At 74.3% G+C, this 21,517-nt stretch carries 16 protein-coding genes and 1 pseudogene; 9 read left to right on the top strand and 8 right to left on the bottom strand.

The annotated features are described in order from the left end of the window. Window positions 1-49 precede the first annotated feature (49 nt). Window positions 50-1,249, top strand: a complete 1,200-nt coding sequence (locus ABD54_RS12825; protein ID WP_047869698.1) for a hypothetical protein — start codon at window positions 50-52, stop codon at window positions 1,247-1,249. 48 nt (window positions 1,250-1,297) lie between these two features. On the opposite strand, the gene ABD54_RS12820 is transcribed toward ABD54_RS12825, so the two are convergent. From ABD54_RS12820 to ABD54_RS12805, 4 genes are all read right to left on the bottom strand, one after another. After that, complete coding sequence (locus tag ABD54_RS12820; RefSeq protein WP_047869697.1) at window positions 1,298-1,930, bottom strand: M15 family metallopeptidase; 633 nt, start codon at window positions 1,928-1,930, stop codon at window positions 1,298-1,300. A gap of 148 nt (window positions 1,931-2,078) precedes the next feature. Continuing rightward, entirely contained in the window at window positions 2,079-6,356 is a 4,278-nt protein-coding gene (locus tag ABD54_RS12815; protein ID WP_047869696.1) for a TIGR02680 family protein, read from the bottom strand. Then, on the bottom strand, window positions 6,356-7,837 hold the full coding sequence (locus tag ABD54_RS12810) for a DUF2398 family protein (RefSeq protein WP_047869695.1): 1,482 nt from the start codon (window positions 7,835-7,837) through the stop codon (window positions 6,356-6,358). Before ABD54_RS12810 ends, ABD54_RS12815 begins: the two co-directional genes overlap by 1 nt. Beyond that, complete coding sequence (locus ABD54_RS12805; RefSeq protein WP_047869694.1) at window positions 7,837-9,366, bottom strand: TIGR02677 family protein; 1,530 nt, start codon at window positions 9,364-9,366, stop codon at window positions 7,837-7,839. The genes ABD54_RS12810 and ABD54_RS12805 overlap by 1 nt, the downstream gene beginning before the upstream one ends. Window positions 9,367-9,555: 189 nt before the next feature. On the opposite strand from ABD54_RS12805, the gene ABD54_RS12800 reads away from it, so the two are divergent. The 3 genes from ABD54_RS12800 to ABD54_RS12790 all read left to right on the top strand — a co-directional run bounded on the left by ABD54_RS12800 (window position 9,556) and on the right by ABD54_RS12790 (window position 11,513). Further along, window positions 9,556-9,867, top strand: coding sequence for a hypothetical protein (locus ABD54_RS12800; RefSeq protein WP_047869693.1), 312 nt, complete (start codon window positions 9,556-9,558; stop codon window positions 9,865-9,867). Window positions 9,868-10,074: 207 nt separating this feature from the next. Next, window positions 10,075-10,578 (top strand): DoxX family membrane protein, encoded by a 504-nt coding sequence (locus ABD54_RS12795; protein ID WP_047869692.1) that lies wholly within the window; start codon window positions 10,075-10,077, stop codon window positions 10,576-10,578. A 119-nt stretch (window positions 10,579-10,697) separates the two neighbouring features. Beyond that, window positions 10,698-11,513 carry a metallophosphoesterase gene (locus ABD54_RS12790; RefSeq protein ID WP_047869691.1) on the top strand — a complete coding sequence of 272 codons (816 nt, stop codon included), beginning with the start codon at window positions 10,698-10,700 and terminating at the stop codon, window positions 11,511-11,513. A gap of 129 nt (window positions 11,514-11,642) precedes the next feature. Here ABD54_RS12790 and idi read toward each other — a convergent pair whose 3' ends face one another. The 4 genes from idi to ABD54_RS12770 all read right to left on the bottom strand — a co-directional run bounded on the left by idi (window position 11,643) and on the right by ABD54_RS12770 (window position 16,093). Continuing rightward, window positions 11,643-12,242: an isopentenyl-diphosphate Delta-isomerase gene (gene idi, locus ABD54_RS12785; RefSeq protein ID WP_047869690.1), complete on the bottom strand. Its 600-nt coding sequence runs from the start codon at window positions 12,240-12,242 to the stop codon at window positions 11,643-11,645. 100 nt (window positions 12,243-12,342) lie between these two features. Next, window positions 12,343-13,203 (bottom strand): geranyl diphosphate 2-C-methyltransferase, encoded by an 861-nt coding sequence (locus ABD54_RS12780; protein WP_047869689.1) that lies wholly within the window; start codon window positions 13,201-13,203, stop codon window positions 12,343-12,345. A 105-nt stretch (window positions 13,204-13,308) separates the two neighbouring features. Next, window positions 13,309-14,637, bottom strand: a complete 1,329-nt coding sequence (locus ABD54_RS12775) for a family 2 encapsulin nanocompartment cargo protein terpene cyclase (protein WP_047869688.1) — start codon at window positions 14,635-14,637, stop codon at window positions 13,309-13,311. Window positions 14,638-14,689: 52 nt separating this feature from the next. Continuing rightward, the gene (locus ABD54_RS12770) at window positions 14,690-16,093 is read right to left on the bottom strand and encodes a family 2B encapsulin nanocompartment shell protein (protein WP_047869687.1); all 1,404 of its coding nucleotides are present in this window, start codon (window positions 16,091-16,093) and stop codon (window positions 14,690-14,692) included. A gap of 769 nt (window positions 16,094-16,862) precedes the next feature. On the opposite strand from ABD54_RS12770, the gene ABD54_RS12765 reads away from it, so the two are divergent. From ABD54_RS12765 to ABD54_RS28570, 5 genes and pseudogenes are all read left to right on the top strand, one after another. Continuing rightward, window positions 16,863-17,906 carry a 2-keto-3-deoxygluconate permease gene (locus ABD54_RS12765; RefSeq protein ID WP_047869686.1) on the top strand — a complete coding sequence of 348 codons (1,044 nt, stop codon included), beginning with the start codon at window positions 16,863-16,865 and terminating at the stop codon, window positions 17,904-17,906. Continuing rightward, window positions 17,903-19,102, top strand: coding sequence for a four-carbon acid sugar kinase family protein (locus ABD54_RS12760; RefSeq protein WP_047869685.1), 1,200 nt, complete (start codon window positions 17,903-17,905; stop codon window positions 19,100-19,102). The genes ABD54_RS12765 and ABD54_RS12760 overlap by 4 nt, the downstream gene beginning before the upstream one ends. Then, on the top strand, window positions 19,099-20,127 hold the full coding sequence (gene pdxA, locus ABD54_RS12755; protein ID WP_047869684.1) for a 4-hydroxythreonine-4-phosphate dehydrogenase PdxA: 1,029 nt from the start codon (window positions 19,099-19,101) through the stop codon (window positions 20,125-20,127). Before ABD54_RS12760 ends, pdxA begins: the two co-directional genes overlap by 4 nt. 212 nt (window positions 20,128-20,339) lie before the next feature. Further along, window positions 20,340-21,227, top strand: a complete 888-nt coding sequence (locus tag ABD54_RS12750) for a GntR family transcriptional regulator (RefSeq protein ID WP_047869683.1) — start codon at window positions 20,340-20,342, stop codon at window positions 21,225-21,227. A gap of 181 nt (window positions 21,228-21,408) precedes the next feature. Beyond that, window positions 21,409-21,517 (top strand): annotated as a pseudogene (locus ABD54_RS28570) (Camphene synthase); the annotation flags it as partial.

Here is a 21,517-nt window from a genome sequence, read left to right as displayed (position 1 = left end):
TCCGCCGGACGCCGGACACGGGGGAGCTTTCGTCGCTACGCTCCTGACCATGACGCAGCACACCGCCCCCAGCGACGTGCGGGATCCCCTTCCCGACGAGATCCCCCAGCCCCGTTTCCACCGGCCCGACGAGGACCTGGCCGCGGCCATGGCGTGCGCGCGCTGCAAGGAGCAGGGCATCAGCGTGCCGCCGGGAGGCGCGCCCGAGCGGCTGACCAACTCAGAGGCCAAGAAGGCCAAGAAGGCGAGGAAGCGCGCCCTGGAGGAGGCCAGGCGCAGGCCCCAGGAGAAGATCCCGGCCGACCGCAGGCGCGTGCCGCGGATGGGCCCCCACCACGCGGAGTTCTTCCGCGAACTGTGGGAGCGCGTGGCCTCCGAGGGCGCGGGCTCCTCCCCCGACAGCCGCCTGCTCGCCCTCACCTTCACCCTGCGGGGCGCGCTGAAGGGCTGGGCGAACTTCACCGGCCAGGATCTGCGCATACTGCGCCTGGAGGACGCCCACGCCGCCCTGAGCGATCTGACCTCCTCGGGATGGCTGGGCACGACGCCGGAGACGGTGATCGAGTCCGACGCCGCGAACCCGGCCCGGTGCGCCCTGCCGAGCCTGGACGGCAACACCTGGAAGCTGGGCAACGGCGTCCGGTCGCGGGCCTCGGGCTGGCTCTCGCGCACCCTCGCCCACAAGAAGATGCGCAAGAAGCCCAACCGGCTCCGGCTCGTGGGGGCCTACCTCGCCCTGTGGGCCGAACCCGACGGCCGAATCCGCGTCCCGGCCGCGGACATCGTGGCCTCCTGCGCCCTGTCCGGCACCGACGAGCTGGCGGAACTGCTGGCGTGGCTGACGGAGATCTCCTGGGTCGAGGGCCTGGGCGTGGACGGCGGCGCCGTGGTGGCCCGCCTCACCGAGGTCACCCTGCCGCTGGCCTACGTGCCCCTCCCCGAGCCGACGCCGCCGGACACCGCACCGGCGACCACGCCGCTGGACGTGCCCGTGGCCGACCGCGCCCGTGAGCTGGTCTCGGGCCGCGGGGAGCGGGTGGCCCGCTGGGTGGACGGCTACCGGGAGGAGCACGGGCACGGCCCAAGCTGGTCGGCGGTGGCCGGGGCCTTCGGGTGGCCGCCGCGCCAGGCGCCCGACCACGACGTCACCCACGAGGCGTTCCGCCTGTTGGCCGAGGAGGGCTGGCTGACCGGCTTCGGCGTGCCCTTCGGGCTGCGCTCGGGGCCGGGCGGCCCGGCGGAGGGCTGATCCGGCGCGCGGGCGGGGCGTCGCGGGGCGCTCCGCCCGGGCCCGCCCCTAACCCGCGGCGTCGGACAGCAGGTCGGGGCAGTCGCCGCCGGGCTCGGTGAGCAGTTCGAAGTGCCACATCTCGTTGGCGTAGACCTGGCACAGCCCGTAGGCCGAACCGCGGCGGACGAGCCAGTCTGCGGCGTCGGTCGGGCCGATGTCGATCGCCTCCCCGGTCACGTGCCTGGACTCCTCCGGGGTGCTGACCAGCCTCCTGGCCTCCTCTCGGGAGCCGTGGTCGAGGACGGCCCGGTCGAGCAGGTGCCGCTGGTACTCGCCGCTGCGCCAGCCCGACGTGACGTGGAGGACGATCCCCTCCTCCAGGGCGTCCCGGGCCGCCTCCCGCACGGCCTCCAGCAGCGCGCCGTCCAGGCGGGCGACCGAGGGGTAGTGCGTGTCGAAGGGGGTGACCGACAGGTCGTCCGGAAGGGCGCCGTCCTCAGCGGTGAAGGTCCTCTCCTCCCCTTCCGGCGCCAACACGTTCACCGACCAGGCCGCCAGTGCGAGGGCCGCCGCGGCGGCCAGGGCCGCGGTCGGCCGGTACCGGGGCCGCCAGCCGCGGCCGGGCGGACGGCGGGGACGCCCGCCCGTGTCCCCGGCGGGGAGGCCCTCCATCGTCTCCCGTTCCGTCACTGCGCTCATCCTTCACCTCTCGGGCATCGCCTGCGCGATGTGTGGGGTCCTCGTCGCCCCCGAGTGAAGTACGAGCGGTGTTGCACGGATGTGTCGTTTTCCGGCACGGCCCCGGTACGGCTTCGGAAGAAGTCCACTGGGGCCGTGCCGGGACCGCTCAGGCGTCGGCGTCCTCCAACAGGGTTCCGGCCGAGGACAGCGGGGCGAACCGGCTGGGGGTGATGCCCAGCAGCTGCGCGGCAAGTTCCTCGTTGCCGGAGAACCCCGCGTCGGCGTCGACGGTCTGGGCGCCGTCCCAGAGCATGAGCATCGCCGAGACGGTGTGCGCCCCCTTGTCGTGGTGCATGTCGTAGTGGGCGGCCATGGGCACGCTGTCGTAGTGCACCCACAGGTCGTGCCCGGTCATGAACATGTCCAGGTCGAAGGTGACCGTCAGCCCCATGAGCTCGGGCTTGTAGCGGTCGTCGATCCCGGCGAAGGCCTCGTCCAGGGCCACCATCCGGGGACAGGTGGGCGCGGCAGAGGTGTACAGGGCGTTGGCGGCGGCGAACAGCGGCAGGTGGATCGCGGCCGACTTCTCGCCGCCCGACATCTGCTCGTGCTTGTTCCTGGTGAGCTTGACCTCCTCCTGGCCCGGCACGGCCAGGCGCAGCTCGAAGCGGTACCAGGTGCGGTAGTCCAGCACCGCCGACAGGACCTGCTTGTAGGTGGCGCGCGGGTGGGCGGCGTGGTGCTCGCGGATCATCTCCCGCAGGACCTCGCGCAGCCGGGTCAGCCCCGAGGCGCCCAGCTCGTCGGTGTCGCGCCTGACCAGGCGGGCGGCGGCGGCCTGGTGCTCTGTGACGCGGTCCGAGCGGCTCCAGCGGATGCCGATCCGGGTGCCCGAGGACATGGGCCGTGAACGGGTGTCGCCGTCCATTCTGACGACCAGGTCGCGGGCCACCCGCACCCGCTCGTGGATCTGCTGGGCGATCCCGGTGAGCAGTTCGTCCTCCAGCACCCCGCGCTCCTCCTCGCGCAGGAGCGCGCCCTGCTCCTCGACGCGTTCGGCGATGACGCGGGCGAAGGCGGAGACGGGGTTGCGGCCGGTCTCGTCGTTGACGAACACGGTGATGACGCCGCTGACCCCGAGTTCGTGGTCGACCCGGTAGCCCTCGGCGTCGCCGCCCAGGGCGTCCTGGAAGCTGCGCAGGGCGTTGGAGATGCGCGTGGAGACGGTCTTGAGGTCGCCGTCGGTGACCGGAGCCCCGGAGCCGACGGCGGCGGTGAACGCGTCGAGCAGTTGCCCGGCGTGGCCGGGCAGGACCGCGCGCACGGCGGCCTCCGGTCCGTCCGAGGCCGCGGCCAGGACCTGTTCGGCGGCCTTCTCGGGGGCTGGCCAGGAGCGCCGGTCCGGCCAGGCGTGCGCGGTGTCCACGCCCAGGGTGGCGCGCGGGTCGGGATGGGTGAGGGCGGCGAAGGCGTCGGCCTGCTCGAACAGAGCGGCGAGGGAGTCGGTGAGGGCCCGCTGGCCGCCCTCCAGCTTCTCGTCGGCCCGGATCATGGCCTCGTTGGCGGCAGCGGCCTCCTTCTGGGCGGCCTGGTGCTCCTCACGCGCCCGGTGCAGCTCCTCCTTGACCTGTTCGAGCTCGGCCATGAGCTCACGGACCGGCGCGTCGATGCCCTCCTGCTTGGCGGCCAGCTCGGCCGCGGCGCGCTCGTGCTCGCGGGTGCGCTCCTCGTGGCGTTCGCGGTCCTCCTCAAGCCGTGTGCGCAGGCGGTCCAGGGTCTCCTTCCGGCCGTCCAGGTCGGCGGTGTGCCGGTCGGCCTCGGCGCGGGCGGTGTGCAGCCGGCGCGCGGTCTCCAGGAAGTCGTCCACGGCGCGGGCGACGGCGTCCACCGCCTCGGGCTGGGCGGGCATGGCGCGTTCGGCGGCCACCGCGCGCACCTGGTGGCGGTGGGCGTCGGCCTCGGCGACCGCGGCGTCCAGGTCGCGGCGGCGCTCCTCGTTCTCGGCCCGCGCCGAGGCCAGGAGGGTGGACTGCTGCTCGACCCGGCGCACGGCCCGGTCGATCGCGGCGGTCTCGGGCAGGGCGGCTCGGGCCCGGGTGAAGGCCTTGAGGAGATCGCCCGCCCGGTCGAGCTGTTCGGCGATCCGCGCGCGCCGCTCGTCGAGTTCGGCGATGCGCGCGTCGCACTCGGCCAGGCGTTCGCGGCGGCGGTGGGCGCGGTTGGTGGCGCCGATGAACTCGGGGGCGGTCTTGGGGCTGACGCCCACCAGCATCCCCTGGGCGAACCGCGCGCCGGTGCTGACGGTGTGCGCCGCCGTTCCCCCAGCACCGGTCGCCCCGGGGTGCTGGACGGCGTCCGCGAAGCCGGTCGGGTCATCGCTGCCGTGGACCAGACGGACCGACGCCAGGACGCGGGCGATGACGTGCTCGGGGACCAGCTCCTGCTGTTCGGGGACCAGCACGTCGGCCAGGGTGGGGCCCCCGGGCGCGGCCGTACCGTCGGCGGGCAGCAGGTAGGCGTCGGCACCGCCCGAGGCGAGCGCGGCGCGGGTGGCGTCGGCGTCGGGGTGTACCCAGGCGGTCAGCAGGCCCGCGCCGTACAGTGCGCCCTCGACGGCGGCGGCCTCGTCCTCGCCCACCTCGTCGGCGAAGCGGACAAGCTGCCACAGCGGGGCGCCGGGGCGCCCCTCGCGGGAGGCGGTGCGCAGCGCGTCGGCGGGCGGAGCGTCGTCGCGTTCGGCGGCGATGTCCGCGCGCTCGCGGGTGAGGCGGTCGATCTCGGCGCCGAGCCGGTCCCGGTCTGTCTCCAGGGTGCGCGTGTGCGCGGCGGCGTCCAGGCGCTGCTGGTCGGTGTGCTCCCCGTAGACCTCCGACACCGTGGGGGTGCCGGGGCGGCCGACGCCCTCCAGTGCCTCGGTCAGGGCCGCGACGCAGGCGTCGTCGGTGACCGGCGCGGGGCCCTCGACCCAGTGCGCGGCCCAGTCGGTGAGGGCGTCGGCCGCGGTGGCGCGGGCGTCGGCCAGTGCTTCGGCGGCGCGGGCGCACTCCGCCTCGCCGCGGCCGAGCCTGTCCCCGGCCTGAGCGGCGGCCCGTTCGGCGGTGCCGCGCGCGGTCTCGGCGCGGGCGAGTTCGGCGAGGCGCTCGCGGACCGCGGCCACGTCGGCGCGGCGGGCGGTCGCGCGCGCCCGCGCGGTGGCGGACAGGTCGTCGCCGGTGTCGGCGGGGCCCTCCCCGTCGTGGTCGAGCCCGGCCCGGGCGGCGTTCTCGGCCAGCTCCGCGGCCAGTTCCGCGGCGCGCGCCCGCCCGTGTTCGAGGTCCGCGGCGACCCGGTCGGCCTCGCGGTGGAGGGCGGCGACCTCCCCGGCCTGGTCGTCCAGTCCGGCCCGCTGTTCGGCCAGGGCGCGGGCGGTCTCGGCGCTGTGCGCGCGTTCGATCTCCAGGGCGGCGTGGCTGCGGAAGGCCTCGTTCGCCTCCAGTCCGCCCCTGCGCGCGGCGAGCCGACGGGTTCGGGCTTCGTGCTCCTCGGCCCGGTCGGTGGCGGCCGCGTGCGTGAGCGTGGCGCGCTCGCGGGTGTCGCGGGCCTCGACGATGGCACGGGCCTGCTCGGCGGTCTGGCCGGTGGCGGTGTGCACGCGGGCCAGGCGGTGGCGGGCGTGGGCGGTGAGGTAGGCGGCGTACTCCCCGACGAAGGCCGTGGTCGCGGTGTGCGCTGTAGTGGCCTGGTCGAAGCGGCGCTGGACGGCGGCCAGGTTGGTGAAGTCGCGGGCGGCCTGGTCGAGGAGTTCCTCGTCCAGGGGGCTCAGGCCGCTGGTGAGGGTCTCGGAGACCTTCTCGGGGTCCAGGTCCTTGGCCAGCAGTGGGCGGCGCAGCGCCAGGAGCAGGTCGAGGAGCTGGACGTAGCGCTCCCCCAGGCCGAACAGGCGCGCGTCCACGGCGCGGCGGTAGTCGGCCGCGGTGGAGCGGAAGGCGTCCTCCCCGAGCACCCCCTTGAGCTGGCGCTCGGTGAGCGGACGGCCGTCGGTGGCGAGCAGACCGAAGTCCACGCCCAGGCGCTGGTCGGTGACGAAGAAGGAGGGGGTCACGCCGTCGCGGTGGCGGTGCGCGCGCAGGCCGATGACCAGGGTGACCGTCTCGGTCACCTCCCCCTCCGCGCCGGTGCGGGCGAACTCGGTCCACACGTACCCGTACTCGGAGTCCTGGCCTCGGTAGAGCAGGTTGGACTTCATGGTGCGGTTCTGGCCGCTGAAGGGGTCCAGGCGGCGGGCGTCGGTGTACCCGTCCAGGATGAACGGGAAGAGGACCTCGAGCGCCTTGGTCTTGCCCGAGCCGTTGTGTCCGCGCAGGACTAGGCGCCCGTCGGCGAACACGAACTCCTCGTCGACGTAGTCCCAGACGTTGATCACGCCGGCGCGGCTGGGCCGGAATCGGTCGCTCCTGGGGGACATTACTTTCCTTCCGAGAAGGTGGAGGCGGCTGCGGGGGCGGTGTCGGGCGAGGGGTCCAAGGAGGCGTCCTCGGACCCCTCGGTGTCGGCTGCCCCGGTGGGGCCCCGCTCCCCCGGCGGGGGCTCGGTCAGCCCCAGGGGTAGCTGTCCCACGTCGGCACGCTCGGGCAGCGCGCCCTGGATGTTGCGGTAGCGGGATGCGGCGGGGAGCACCAGGGCGCCGCCGGGGACCGGCCGGATGAGGGCGAGTTCGGCGAGCAGGGTCAGGGCGGCGTCCAGCAGGCCGTAGGGGTCCTGCTGCCAGGCTCCGCCGAAGGAGGCGGGGCCGAACTCCGCGTAGAGCTCGTGGATCATGGTCTCCCAGCGTCCGCGTTCGACCAGGGGGACCTCCAGCAGCGCCGCGGCCTCCTCCCGCCCCCCGGCGGGCTCCAGCGTCCAGGCCAGGTCGGCCACGACGCCGTCGCGGGGCAGGCCGGCGTCCACGAGCCGGACGAGTTCGGCCTGGTCGTCGGCGTACGGGGGCACCTGGAGCCGGACCAGCGCGGCCAGGGAGGTCTCCATCAGGTCGGCCGCCTTGGCCAGCAGCAGCCCGGCGGTGCGGTTGACCGCCCCGCCCCGGCCCGGGAAGGGCCGGTCGGTGAAGGTGCCCGCCGGGTCGGCCAGCAGGACGCCCTCGGCGCGGCGCTCCACGCTCAGCCCGGTGGCGCGGGCCAGGTCCTCGGCCACGCCCCGTCCGCGCAGGACCGCGGCCACGGCCGGTTCGACGTCGGCGTAGTACACGACGGGCCGCTCCACCAGGAGCCGCCGCGCCCGCCGGGCCGCCTGCTCGCGCGGCGAGGCCTCGGTGAGCGGGTCGGCGAGCAGCCCGGCGACGCTGCCCAGGTGCTGTACCGGGCGCGCCGGACGGAACAGCAGCTCGCACACCTCGTGGTCGATGTCGAACAGGGCATCGCCCTGCTCGCCGCCCGCCGCCCACGCCTCCAGGGAGCCGTCGGACAGGTGGAGCGCGCCCCGGTCCACCAACCAGTGGGCGACGTCGACCAGCGCGGCCTTGTGGGCGCCGTCGGTGGGGTCGTAGCCCAGTCCGGCGACGGCGTTGGCCGCGGGGGTGAACCGGGCGACCAGGTCGGCGAGGCTGATCTCGATCTGGGAGCGCTGGAAGGCTGCCATCACCAGGCACAGGTAGGCGAGTCTGCGCCGGTCGAAGGGTTTGCCCCGGCGCGAGAAGGTCTGGCGCTGGGTGGGGTCCAGGGCGTCGAGTTCGCGGACCAGGCGCACGTGGTCGGTGGTGGCGACCAGGGTGTAGCCGAAGAGCCGCTCCAGGTCGGAGGCGAGTTCGTCGGCCCAGCGCAGTACCTGGTCCAGGACTCCGGGACGCGGGCGCGCGACGGTGATGAGGTCGCAGGTCAGGACGCGGCGCATGGCCTGCTGGTAGGAGCCCAGGTCCGCGGGTGCGACCGTGCGGGCGAAGAGTCGGGGCATCAGGTGTTCTTCGTTCGTGGCCGGTGGCCGGTGGCCTCCAGGCGCAGGCCCGGCAGGTGGATACGGCCCTGGCTGGTGTGGACGGTGCTGCCCGCCGGGTCGGGGACCAGGCGGACCATGGTGCCGTCGCCCTCGCCGCTGGCCGAGGACAGGCGCCCGGCGACGACGCTGCGCGACTCCAGTGCGCGGGTGACCAGGCGCAGCAGGACGCGGGTGTCGGTCTCGTCCAGGACCCGGCCGTGGGCGCCCAGGTCGACCAGGCGGGTCGCGGCCTCGCGTTCGGCGGCACGGCCGGCGGCCTGCTGTCCGCGCAGGCGCGCCTGGGCGCCGGGGTTGCGACGCACCGGCTTGGGCACGCCCGCGCTGGGGGCGTTACCGCTGCGGAACAGGGTGACCGACACCTCCACGCCGGGGGCGTCCCACCAGGTCGTGCTGGGCGGGATCTGTTCCTCGTCGTCGTGGGCCGCGCCCAGGTGGCGGGCGGAGCGGACGTTGAAGGCGGCGCCCATCAGGGCGTGCGCGGCGCCGTCGTCGGGGGTGTGGAACACCCACTCGGCGAGGTGGCGGAGCTGGGTGGAGCGGTTGACCCCGCCGCGCTGGGCCTCGGTGATCTGGCGCAGCAGGGCGATGACGCCCGAGACGGCCGACCGGGTGGCCGCGTGGAGTTCGGCGGCCCGCGCGGGGATGGCCTCGTCGGAGGCGAACCAGGCGCGCAGGGCCCGCCAGCGGCGCCGCCAGTCGGCCAGGCGCTCGTCGCGCTCCATGAACAGGCGCTCGTCGGAGTCGGCGGCTCGGGAGAGCAGCGTGGCCAGCCCGGTCTCCTCCACCTCGCGCACGGCGTGGTCCAGGCGGGGCAGGTAGCGGTCGAGTTCGGCCATGAAGTCGCTCATGTGCACCAGCAGGGCGTTCTTGTGGCGCAGGAAGATGTCCGGGGAGGTGTCGGTGGAGCGCAGGATCTCACCGAGGGTGACGTGGAACTGGGCGGAGCGGCGCCCCATGTCCTCCATGACCGCGTCCAGGCGCGCGAGCCTGCGGTAGACCTGTTCGGCCCTGCCGGTGCGGTTGGCCTCGGCCAGGGCGCGCAGGTCGTCCAGGACCTCGGAGAAGACCAGCCGGGACAGGTTGACGTCCTCGATGCGGGCGCCGAGCAGGTTCTCCACCGACTGGTAGGCGCGGTAGCCGAGCTCGCTGAACTGGTAGACCGACTGGCGGTTGCGGTAGCGGGCCAGGTTGCCCGCCCGCGAGGCGTCGTCGAAGCGGTGCACGACGCGGTCGGCGTGCAGCTCGTCCAGGCGGTCGCGCAGGCTCCGGTCGGGCACGGGCACCCCGTCGTGGGACCGGGCGAGCTCGCGCAGGGCCTCGGCGACGTCGTCGGGGGCCACCTGGACCTGGTGGACCTCGCGCAGGCGGTCCATGGCCCGCAGGATCCACAGGTAGGTGACGTGGTCGTCGCGACGGGTGAAGTTGAACAGACGGAACCGGTCGCTGACCGCGATCGAGTCCATGTCGAGGGCTCTGCGTTCGACCACGGGCCGCCCCTCCGTTCGGTGTGCGCGTTGCCGGGGCGAACCTCGGACCGGTCGCGCCTCCATCACTAACGCTAGGTGACCGAAGGGACGGTACACCCGTTTTCCACAGGCCCGGTTCGGGAGGAGGTCCAGTGAACCGGCGAAAGCCGCGTCCGGCGCACACCACGGGACGGGGCGGTACCGGAGGCCGTGGGCGCACACCTGGGGTCCTCGGCCTCCACGGACCCGGCCGCCCGGTGCGCGGACGGCACCGACCACGGCGAGGACTCCTGGGCGGCCCGCGAACGGCTGCTGAACACCCGCCACCACCTGGACCGGGTGCAGTCGACCGAGGCCGGGTGGCGGGCCCGGTGGGAGGCCGCACGTTTCCTCCTGTGCGCTGACGGTGAGTCCGGCAAACGGTACGGCGACGAGACGATCCTCATCACCCCTGATGTGCGGGCCAGTATCCGGTCGCCCGCTCCGCTGGCGCGTCTGGCCGACGCCCCGCACGGTCGGTAAAGGGCGAGGGTTCCGCCGTCGGGGCTCGGCCCGCCCCGTCCGAGCCGGTCCGCCGCCGGAATGGGAGGTGTCACGCGGGGCTCGCGGGCGGCCGCGAGCCCCGTCCGCCGCCGCCCTTCCATCTTTCCGTTGACAAGTTTGGTCGGCAGGAGGAATATTGCCAGTGGAAAGATCACTGGGCGGGAGAACGGACCGGGAGGAAGCACCATGGAACCGCTCATCGCCCTCGTCTGCGTCACGGCGATGCTGCTCGTCCTCGGCGCGGCGGGCGTGCGCCCGCTGCGCTCCTGGCCGCTGGCCCTGCGGGGCGGGATCGCGGCCATGTTCACCCTGACCGGGGTGTCGCACTTCGTGGGCATGCGCGAGGACATGATCGCGATGGTCCCGCCCGCGCTGCCCGCCCCCGCCCTGCTGGTCACCGTCACGGGCGTCCTCGAACTGGCCGGGGCGGCGGGGGTCCTGTGGGCGCGCACCTCGCCCTGGGCCGCGGCCGGGCTCAGCGCCCTGCTGGTGGTCATGTTCCCGGCCAACGTGTACGCGATCAACGCCGGGACGGTCGCCGGAACGACCGGGAGCCTGCCGGTGCGCGCCGCCGTGCAAGCGGTGTTCCTGGCCGCGACGCTCGCCGTGCCGCTCCACCACCTGCGCGCCCGGCGGCGCGCGGCGCCGGGCACCCCCGCGCGGGCGTCCCGCGCCGGGACCGCCGCGTGAGCCCCCCGGCGGCACGGCACGGAGGGGCCCCCGCTTCCGCCCCGGGGCGGAAGCGGGGGCCCTCATCCGTTCCTGTGTAGGGTGGCCGCGGACCGGTGCCGACACGGGGAGACGGTGGGATGGGCCTGTTCGCCATCAGCGACCTGCACGTACGGCACGGTGACAACCGCGCCTTCGCCGAGGGGCTGCGGCCGGAGTCGGACGACGACTGGCTCCTGGTGGCCGGGGACGTCGCCGAGACCGGCGAGGACGTCCTCTGGGCGATGGGGCTGCTGGCCGACCGGTTCGCCAGCGTGGTCTGGGTTCCGGGCAACCACGAACTGTGGACCACGCCCAAGGACCCCCTCCAGCTGCGCGGGGAGGCGCGTTACCGGCACCTGGTCGAGGGCCTGCGCGGACTGGGCGTGCACACCCCCGAGGACCCATACCCGGTGTGGCCCGGACCCGAGGGGCCGGTCGCGGTGGCCCCCCTGTTCGTCCTGTACGACCACACCTTCAGACCCGAGGGGACGCGCACCAAGGAGGAGGCGCTGGCGGTCGCCCACGAGGCGGGCGTGGTGTGCACCGACGAGTACCTGCTGCACCCCGACCCGCACCCCGGGCGCGACGCCTGGTGCCGCGCCCGCCTGGAGTACACGCGCGAGCGGCTGGACGCGCTGGACGCGGACCTGCCGACCGTGCTGGTCAACCACTTCCCGCTGGTGCGCGAACCCACCCGGATCCTGCGCTACCCCGAGTTCGCCCAGTGGTGCGGGACCGAGGCGACCGCGGACTGGCACGTGCGCTACCGGGCGCGCGCCGTGGTCTACGGGCACCTGCACATCCCGCGCACGATCGTGGTCGACGGCGTGCCCCACGTGGAGGTCTCGCTGGGCTACCCCCGGGAGTGGGGCGCCCGTCCGCACCCCCCCGAGGGGCCGCGCCGCATCCTGTAGGCCGCGGGGCGCGACGGCAGTGCGCTCCGTGCGCCGGCCGTCAGCGCCCGGCCGGTGGCCCCGGCGCCGGACCTCCGCGCCCGGACCCCCTGCGGCACCGGGACGGAACACGGCCCCCGGGGCCGGGGCCTACCAGCCCGCGTCGGGTGCCAGCTCGCGCACCGCGGGCAGCGCGGCGTCGAACACGGTCGCGAACCACGCCGAGACCGGGTGCTCCCCGCGCAGCCGCGCGAGTCCGTCCGGGTCCACGAACGCGGTCCCGGCGATCTCCCCGGGGTCGGGGCGCAGTTCGTCGCGCACCAGACCGACGAAGAGGTGGTTGTACTCCTGCTCCACCAGACCGGAAACCGGGTCGGGGTGGTTGTAGCGCACGGTTCCGGCCTCGCGCATCAGCGCGGGGGCCGCGCCCAGCTCCTCGCCGGTGCGCCGGGCGGCGGCCGCGAAGGGCGTCTCGCCGGGGTAGGGGTGGCCGCAGCAGGTGTTGGACCACACGCCGGGAGAGTGGTATTTGCCCAGGGCGCGGCGCTGGAGCAGCAGGCGGCCGCGCCCGTCCAGCAGGAATACCGAGAAGGCCCGGTGCAGCCGCCCGGGGGGCAGGTGGGCGGAGAGCTTCTCCGCGGTGCCGATCGTCGTCCCGTCCTCGTCGACCAGTTCGAGCATGACCGGCCGCGCGGCGGGGTCGCCCTGGCCGGCGGCGGAGCGGTGGTCGGTGTCCGTTCTGGCGGTCATCGGTGTCCTTCGTGTTCGGCGTCGGGGTGCGGGCGACCGTAGGGGCACGGACGCCCGGAGGGGCGGCGCGGCCGGTGCCCGCGCCGCCCCTCGGGAGGGTTCAGACGCGGTCGGCCGCGATGAGCAGGTAGTGGAAGCTGTTCTCCTTGTAGGCGGTGAGGAAGGGCTCCTCGATGCCGGTGGCCACGGAGGACTTCGCGCGCAGCTCCCAGTAGGGGATCGTGGCCGCGGTGAGGTCCACGACCTCCATGGGGACGAGTCCGTTGGCGGCCATCGCCCGGAAGTACTCGCTCCGGGGGTGGATGTTGCAGGTGTAGTGCTCGTCGATGCGGCTGACCGCCTTGGAGCGGCCGCCGGTCACGTCGTTGTAGCAGCCGGTGATGGTGACGTAGCGGCCGCCGTACTCCAGCAGGCGGGCGTGCTCGCGGAAGAGCTCGAACAGGTCCACGTACATGGTGGACTCGTTGTTCCAGCTAGCGCGCAGGGAGCCCGTCTCGAAGCCGGTGTCGAGCATGTTGCGGAAGTGGAAGCGCACGCGGTCGGACACGCCCCGCTCCTCGGCCTGGCCGTTGGCGAAGGCGACCTGCTGCTCGGAGATGCTGATGCCGTCCACGTGGCAGCCGAAGCGCTGGTTGGCCATGAAGCTGGTGCCGCCGCGGCCGGAGCCGGTGTCCATGATCCGGTCGTCGGGCGCGACCGGGCCCAGGTGGTCCAGCAGCACGTTGGCCTGCGCGGTCTCCAGGCGGTGCATCTCCTGGATGATGCGCTCGTCGCGGGTCTCCTCCGGCCCCTCCAGCACGGACGGGTCGTAGTCGCCGATCCCGTAGTGGTGGTGGTAGAGGCCGTCGACCTCGCCGAGGCGGATGTTGACGGGGTCCTTCTCGGCGTTCCAGTACGCCGCCACGGACTCCTGGTAGGCGGTGCGCAGGACGTTGGCCGATCGGCTGAGGGTCTCGGTCATCGCGGAGGAACTCCTTGTCGTGGTGTGTCGGTCGGGGCCCGGCCCCGGATCGGGGCCGGGCCGGTCCGCTGCGGTGGGAGTGGCCGCGCAGGGCGCGCGGCCCGTTCAGTCGGTGCCCGCCCCGTGGTAGCGGGGGCTGCGGGCGTGCCATTCGCGGCTGCCTCCGAGCCAGGCCCACAGGCCCCACAGGAAGCGGCGCAGCTCAGGCGAGCCGGTGAGCGCCAGTGCCGCGGCCTCGGCCTCGAAGGCGTGCATCAGCTCGTCGTGGACGTCGACGGTGCGCCGCACGGCCTCACCCAGCGAGCACCCGTCCTCGGTGGCGATCAGCCGGGGCAGGCTGAGGTCGGTGACGTCCTCCTTGCCCATGGAGTACAGGTCGTTGACGATCACGCTCGCGCTGCCCGCCAGGGTGAACACGCGGCGCACGGCGGGCTCGGAGAACGTCTGGTGCGGCAGCTCGTACCCGGCGACCGCGTCGATGAGCGCCATGCACGGCACGAAGCTGTTCTCGTGCCGGTGCATGAGGAACTCCCAGACCGGCGGCCGGTGGCCGGTGGCCAGCCAGTTGCCCTCCTGGTTGTAGGCCACGAACATGATCGCCAGCTCGTGGCGGAGCCTGCGCACCTGCGAGGCGGTGGCGTAGAGGCCCAGGCCGCCCAGGCTGGAGCGCAGGGCCCGCATCACGGGGTCCGCTCGCACGACCTCCTCCAACTGGGGCGCGTAGCGCAGCGGCAGGTGCGCCTGGTCGATGACCGAGTGGGCGATGGCCAGGCGCTGGCCGAGCAGCTCCGGCCGCGCCTCCTCGGCCTCGCCGTCGACGTAGTGGTCGTCCACGGACCACTCGGCCAGGGCGCACTTGGCCGCAGCCAGCAGCCGGTCGGGGTCGTCGGTCTCGGGGTGGGCGAGCATGATGAGGCGTCCGAACCCGGCCGAGCGGACCCGGTCGAGCTGACCGGGGTAGACCCCCATCTCCTCGGCCCACACCAGCAGCCGGTCGTCGACCTCGTCCCCCAGGGCGGGGTCGTCGCGGACGGCGGGCGGGCAGTACAGCGCCGGTATCCGCTCCCCGTCGACCTCGGGCCCCTCGGGTTCGGAGGCGACGGCCGGCCCCTCGGGCGGGGCGCCGGTCCCCGGGCGCTCAAGCGCCGGGGCGGTGGGGCCCGGGGTGCCCGCTCCGCCGGGGTGGCCGGGGAGGCGGAGTCCGGTACGCACGGCGAGGGAGCCGGGGCTCTGGTCGGCGACGCGGGAGTCGGGCAGCCGGAGCCGCAGCGCCGACGTGCCGACCTCGCGGGGGCCCACGGGCAGCCGGGGCGCGGGGGGTGTCCGCGGAGCGGCCGCGGACGCCAGCAGGTCGGGTCTCCCGGGGCGCCGCGAATCACGGAGCAGGCGTTCCACCAGGGCCGCCACCTCCGGAGAGGCGGCGGAGGCGGACATCCTGGGCAGCGGTGGCACCGTCTAGACCTCCTTCCCTGACGGTGTCGGGTGCTCAGCCACGCGGGTGGACCTCGGCGTTCTCCAGGATCCCGATGGCGTCGGGGACGAGCACCGCTGCGGAGTAGTAGGTGCTGACGAGGTAGGAGATGACGGCCTTGTCGTCGATGCCCATGAAGCGCGCGTTGAGGCCGGGCTCGACCTCGTCGGGCAGGCCGGTCTGGTAGAGGCCGATGACGCCCTCGTTGTCCTCGCCGGTGCGGACCGCGATGATCGAGGAGGTCTGGTGCTCGGTGACCGGGATCTTGCCGCAGGGCAGGAGCGGGACGCCGCGCCAGGCGGGCAGGTGGTGGCCGTTGACCTCGACGGTGCCGATGTTGAGGCCCCGGCTGTTGCACTCCTTGCCGAAGGCGGCGATGGCGCGGGGGTGGGCGAACATGTACTGGGTGTTGCGGCGCATGCTCAGCAGGTCGTCCAGGTCGTCGGGGGTGGGCGGCCCCGAGTGGGTCTGGATGCGCTGCTTGAACTCGGCGTTGTGGAGCAGGCCGAACTCGCGGTTGTTGACCAGTTCGTGCTCCTGGCGCTCGCGCAGGGCCTGGATGGTCAGCCGCAACTGCTGTTCGGTCTGGTTCATCGGCTTGTTGTAGAGGTCGGCGACCCGGCTGTGCACCCGCAGCACGGTCTGGGCCACGCTCAGCTCGTACTCGCGCGGCCTGAGCTCGTAGTCCACGAAGGTGCTGGGCAGCTCGGCCTCGCCGACGTGGCCCGAGGACAGGGCGATCTCGGCCTCGCCGTGCTTGTTCTGCCGCTCGCCGGGCAGGGACAGGTACTGCTGGACGTGGGCCTGGAGGGCGGGCGAGTCGTCCAGGATCGCGATGAAGTCGCGGCGGGGCAGCTCCAGCAGCGTGCCCGCCGTCGCGGCCTTGACGGTGTACTCCCACGCCGGTTCGGTGCCGAGGAGGTGCTGGTCGCCGAACCTGTCGCCGTCGGCCAGCACGCCCAGCCGGACGGCCTCGCCGTAGGGGCCGGTGCCGGTCTTGTGCACGCGCCCGTGTGCCAGCAGGAACAGGCTGTCGGCCGCCGTGCCCTCCTCCACCAGGACCTGGCCGGTCTCGAAGTCGCGCTGGACGAAGCGGTCGGCCAGGGCCGCCAGCACCTCCTCGTCGTGGAAGCCGCGCAGCAGGGCCAGCTCGCCGAGTTCGTGGGGGATGACCCGGACCCGGGCGCCGGTCTGCTCGAACTCGATCCGCCCGTCCCCGACGGTGTAGGTCAGCCGCCGGTTGACCCTGTAGGCGCCGCCGTCGGTGTGCACCCACGGGAGCATCCGGGTCAGCCAGCGGGAGCTGATGCCCTGCATCTGCGGCGTGGACTTGGTGGTGGTCGCCAGGTTCCGCGCGGCCGCGGTACCCAGGCTCTGCTGCTTGCTGCTCCGGACCTCAGGAGCCGAGTCGATCGACATCCGCCGTGTCTCTCCTCATGGTGGTGGCGCGCCCGTCCCGCGGGGCCGGGGGAGGTGGCCCCGCGGGCGGGAGCGCGCCGGGAAAGGTTGCGCGTATTCGGATACGTGACGCGACCTGGGCAGTTGACGCACAGGCCGGTTTTCTCCGTAAACCGATGATCACCCTAGGAGCGCCCGTTCGGACTTCGCAGGGAAATGAGCATTTTTCTCATCAGGGCCGGAGGAAACCCTGTCCCATATCCGCGCTGCCCCCACCGAACCCGGGGGCACACACTCCACCGAAAGGCACTTCTCGACCACACCACAAGCCCACGAACAGGCCACACGACCCCAAAAACACCCGATCTCCTCATGGTCGAGCACGAACAGATCCACGAACAGAAACGACAAATTCAGGACATTTCATGATGTGTATTTCCGACGAGGAAGGGCCGGGCGAACCGCCTCCCGGTCATCGAAGAGGAGAATTACGGCCAACCGATGCCACGCCCGCACCGCGGCTCCGACGCGACCCGCGGGAGAACACCCGGACATCGAGTGGCGTGGATCACACCAGCCCGGCCGCCCTCCCCCGCACACGCCCGCGCGCGGCCCCCGCACACCGCACCGCGGCGCCTCCGCACCCCGACTCGCCGACACCCCGATGTGAATTCGTGTGCCCGGACCTGACATCATCCCAACTTGTACGTACACTCTGTACGGACAACATGTGTTCCGGCCTCCGACCTCCACGGGCCGCCCGCCGGGCCACCCCTGCGAACGGATACTTATGCGCGACGACCACGGGTCCCCGGTGCCCCTCTACCACTGGATGAACAAGGTCCCCGGCGGGGCGATGCTGATCCCCCTGGTCCTGGGATCGGTCATCGGAACCTTCGCCCCCGGGGCGCTGGACATCGGCAGCTTCACCACCGCTCTGTTCAAGGACAGCGCGATGCCCCTGATCGCCCTGCTGATCTTCGCCACGGGCACCCAGGTAACCCTCCGCACGAGCGGACCCGTCCTGGCCACGACCGGTGTCGTGCTCCTGGGCAAGAGCGTCATCCCCGGCCTGCTCATCATCGCCCTGGCCGTGTTCACCGGCCCCGAGGGCCTCCTGGGCGTGTCGATCCTGGCGATGATCTCCGCCGCCACCAACGCCAACGGCGGGCTGTGGCTGGCCATCACCGGCCAGTACGGACGCGCCCGCGACCGCGGCGCCTACATCGCCGGAGCGGTCAACGACGGCCCCTTCTTCACCCTGCTGTTCATCGGCGCCTCGGGCCTGGGCCAGATCCCGCTGACGACCCTGCTCGCCGCGATCATCCCGTTCGTGCTGGGCGTGGTCGTGGGCAACGTGGACACGCAGTGGCGCGACGTGCTCAAGCCCGTCCCCGGCATCGTCATCCCGTTCTTCGCCTTCGCCCTCGGCACGGGGATCAACCTGGCCGACGTGGCCCGGGGCGGCCTGACCGGCATCCTGCTGGGCGCGGTCATCACCCTGGTCACCGGCGGGTTCGTCTACCTCGGTTACCGGTTCCTGCTGCGCCGCGGCAAGGAGTCGGGGGTCGGCTTCGCCGCCGGCACCGCCTCCGGCAACGCCGTGGCCACCCCGGCCATCGTCGCCGCGGCCGACCCGTCGTTCGCCGCCTACGTGGGCACCGCGACCTCCCAGGTCGCCGCGAGCGTCCTGGTCACCGCCCTGCTGGCCCCGCTGGTGACCACGTGGGTCCTGCGCCGGGCCGGGTCCTCGCCCGCCGAGGCCGAGAAGGCGGAGCAGGCCCGCGCCGCCGCTTCGGCCGCGCCCGCCGAGGCCGAGGAGGACCAGCCGTGAGCACACCCGAAGAGCGCCGCGTGGCCGTGGTCGCCGACGACCTGACCGGCGCGGGCGACACCGCCGTGCAGTTCCTGCGCGCGGGGTGGAGCACCGAGCTCCAGCTCTCCCCGGCCCCCTCCACCGCCGAGGTGGTGGCGGTCAGCACCGACTCGCGGGCGCTGCCCGCGAAGCGGGCCGCCCACGCCGCCGACGAGGCCGTCCGGCGCCTGCGCGGGGCGGGCGCGGCCCGCCTGTACAAGAAGGTCGACTCCACCCTGCGCGGCCCCATCCGCGCGGAGATCGACGCGACGCTCGCGGCCTGGTCGCCCGGCGCGGTCGCCGTGGTCTGCCCGGCCTTCCCGGCCACGGGGCGCACGGTCCGCGACGGGGTCCTCCTGGTCGACGGGGTCGAGGTGCACCGCACCGCGGTCGGCCGCGACCCGGTCACCCCGGTGACCGAGAGCCGGATCGCCCTCCTGTTGGGCGCCGAGCACGTCCGGCTCACCGGCGGTGACGCCCGCGCCGACGCCGAGCTGCTGCGCGCCGGCGGCCCGGTCGTCGTCGCGGACGCCGAGACCGAGGAGGACCTGGACCGCCTGGCGGCGGCCGTCACCGCCCTGGGGCCGGACGCCGTGCCGGTGGGCTCGGCCGGGCTCGCCTCCCGGCTGGCCCGCTCCTGGGCCGGGCGGGAGGCCCCGGCGCCCGCGCTGGTGGTCGTCACCTCGCTGCACCGGACCGCACGCGGCCAGGTGGAGGAGCTGGTGGCCGACCCGCGCACCCGCGTCGAGCAGCCCGGGCCGGGCGACCTCGCCGACGAGGAGGCGTGGCTCTCCTGGACCCGCGGGGCGCTGGAGCGCTTCGACCCCTCGACGGCCCACACGGCGCTGGTGGCGCCCGAGGACCGCGACGGGCGGCTCGACCCGGCCGCCGTGGCCCGCCGCATGGGCGAGTTCGCCGCCGCGCTGGCCGGACGGCACGAGCTGTCGGGGTTCGTCGTCACCGGCGGCGACGGGGCGCGCGCCCTGACCCGGGCGCTGGAGGCCCGCGCCATCGCCCTGACCGGCGAGGTCGCTCCCGGCATCCCGATCGGCACGCTGTCCGGCGGGCCCCGTCACGGCCGCGCCATCGTCACCAAGGCCGGGGGGTTCGGATCCCCCACCGCACTACTGGAGGCCGCCGAGGCGGTCCGCCACCCGAAAGGCAGGAACGCATGAGCCGTCCCACACTGGCAGTCACCCTGGGCGACGTGGCGGGGATCGGCCCCGAGATCACGGCCAAGGCGCTGCTGCACCACCCCGAGGTCCGCGAGTACGCCAAGCCGGTCGTGGTCGGTGACGCCGACGCGCTGCGCAACGCCGTCGCCGCCGTCGGCGGGGACCCGGAGGCGGTCAACACCGTCGCCTCCCCGGCCGAGGCCGCCGACCGGCCCGGCGTGATCGACGTCGTGCAGACCGGCCCCTCGCTGGGCCACGTCCCCCCGGGCGAGCTGAGCGCGGAGGCGGGCGACGGGGCGGCCCGGTTCGTCATCGCCGCCGTGGACCTGGCCAGGCGCGGCCTGGTGGAGGGCATCGTCACCCCGCCGCTGAACAAGGCCGCGATGCACCTGGGCGGCCACGCCTGGCCCGGGCACACCGAGCTGCTCGCGCACGAGTTCGGGGTGAAGGACTACAGCCTGGTGCTGTCGGCGGACGAGCTGTCCTTCTTCCACCTGACGACGCACGTGTCGCTGCGCCGGGCCATCGAGGGCGTGACCCAGGAGCGGACCCTGCAGGTGCTGCGCCTGATGAGCGCCTTCGCCCGCGCCCAGGGCAGCCCGGACGAGCCCATCGGGGTGGCGGGCCTGAACCCGCACGCGGGTGAGAACCGCCTGTTCGGCGACGAGGACGCCGACGTCCTGGCGCCCGCGATCGCCCGCGCCCGCGAGGAGGGCGTCAACGCCCACGGCCCGCTCCCCGCCGACGCCCTGATCCCGGCGGCGGTCAAGGGCAAGTGGAAGCTGGTCGCGGTCTGCTACCACGACCAGGGACACGCGCCCTTCAAGGCGGTCTACGGGGACGACGGGGTCAACATCACCGCGGGCCTGCCGGTGGTGCGGGTCTCGGTCGACCACGGCACGGCCTTCGACATCGCGGGCCGGGGCATCGCCCGCGAGGCCAGCCTCGTGCTGGCGATCCGCCGCGCGGCCGAGCTGGCCCCCGGCTGGGGCCACGTCTGGCAGGCCACCCGTTCCGAGGGGTAGCCGGTCCGGGGGTGTGCGCGCCCGTGCGCACACCCCGCCTGCGGTGGGCGCCCCGCCCGTCCTGCGGGGCGCCCACCACAGGCGTGCACGTTCCACGGGACTCCCCCGCCCCGGTCGACGCGTCCGCCGCGCGGTCCGGAGACCGGGCGCGGGCCCGGCGCACGAGACCCCCGCTCCGAGGCGACCGCCCCGGGAGAGGGCACGACCCTAGAATGTTGCGCATGCCCGTGGACCGCACCGACCCCCGACCGCTGCACGCGCAGATCGCCGGAGCGCTGCGCGCGGAGATCCGCGACCGCTCGATCGCCCCCGGCGACACGCTGCCCAGCGAGGCGGCCCTGCGCGAACGGTTCGGGGTCTCGCGCAGCGTCGTGCGCCAGGCGCTGGCCACGCTGGAGGACGAGGGCGCGGTCCGCCGGACCCGGGGGCGCGCGGCGGTCGCGGCGGTGCCCACCGAGCATCACCGGTTCGTGCAGCGGGTGACCGGGCTGTTCGACCAGTTCTCCGCCGACGGCCTGCGCCTGTCCACCTCCGTGCTCTCCCTGGAGGCCACCCGTTCGGGCGTGCCCTCCGCGACGCGCCACCTGGGCACGCGCGATCTGCTGCGCCTGGAGCGGATGCGCTCCCTGGACGGCGACCCCCTGTCCTACGTGCGCACCTGGCTGCCCGCCGAGCGCTTCGCCGCGCTGGACGCCGCGATGCTGCGCGACGCCTCCCTGCACCGGTTGATGGAGGAGCGCTTCGCGGCGGTGCCCGCGAGCGGGCGCAGGCAGATCCGCGCCGTGCCCGCCGACCCGCGCATCGCCCGGGAGCTGGGCGTGGCCGCCGACGCGCCTCTGCTGCTGCTGGAGGGCGGGACCTTCGACCAGCGGGGCGCGCCCCTGGAGTGGTTCGAGAGCTGGCACCGCTCCGACCGGGTGGTCTTCGACATCGAGGCCGAGGGCGCCGTCGACCAGGTGCGCATCGCCCCGGACCCGTCGCTGACCGTCTCCCGCCCCGGGGCCCCGGCGGGCGCGGCACCCGGGCCGGGCCTGGAGCGCGCCGTGGAGCTGGCCGAGGAGCTGCGCGCCGAGCTGGCCCGCCTGCGCCGGGGGGACTGAGCCCCCGCCTATCCGAACGGGCCGGGCCGCGCAAGGGCCGTCCGTCGTGTGTACGCCGCCCTCCGGTCATGCGGGTGGCCGGGGCACGGAACCGGCAGGTGAGGGCGGCGGGCCTGTCCGCAACCGGTCAGCGGGCTTTCAGCCGGATCGGGGCGGGGTATCTCCATCCCCCGCGCTCCGGCGAGCGGACCCCGTGATGCGGGCCCTGCGCTCCAGCCTGGGCGGCCTGGGCCTCTACGCCACCGCCTCGCAGGTGCGCAGGCTCCGCCACGAGCTGGCGATCATGTTCG

Source organism: Nocardiopsis sp. RV163, assembly GCF_001029525.1.
Classification (GTDB): Bacteria; Actinomycetota; Actinomycetes; order Streptosporangiales; family Streptosporangiaceae; genus Nocardiopsis; species Nocardiopsis dassonvillei.
This window is presented reverse-complemented; position numbering and strand designations above follow the sequence as displayed.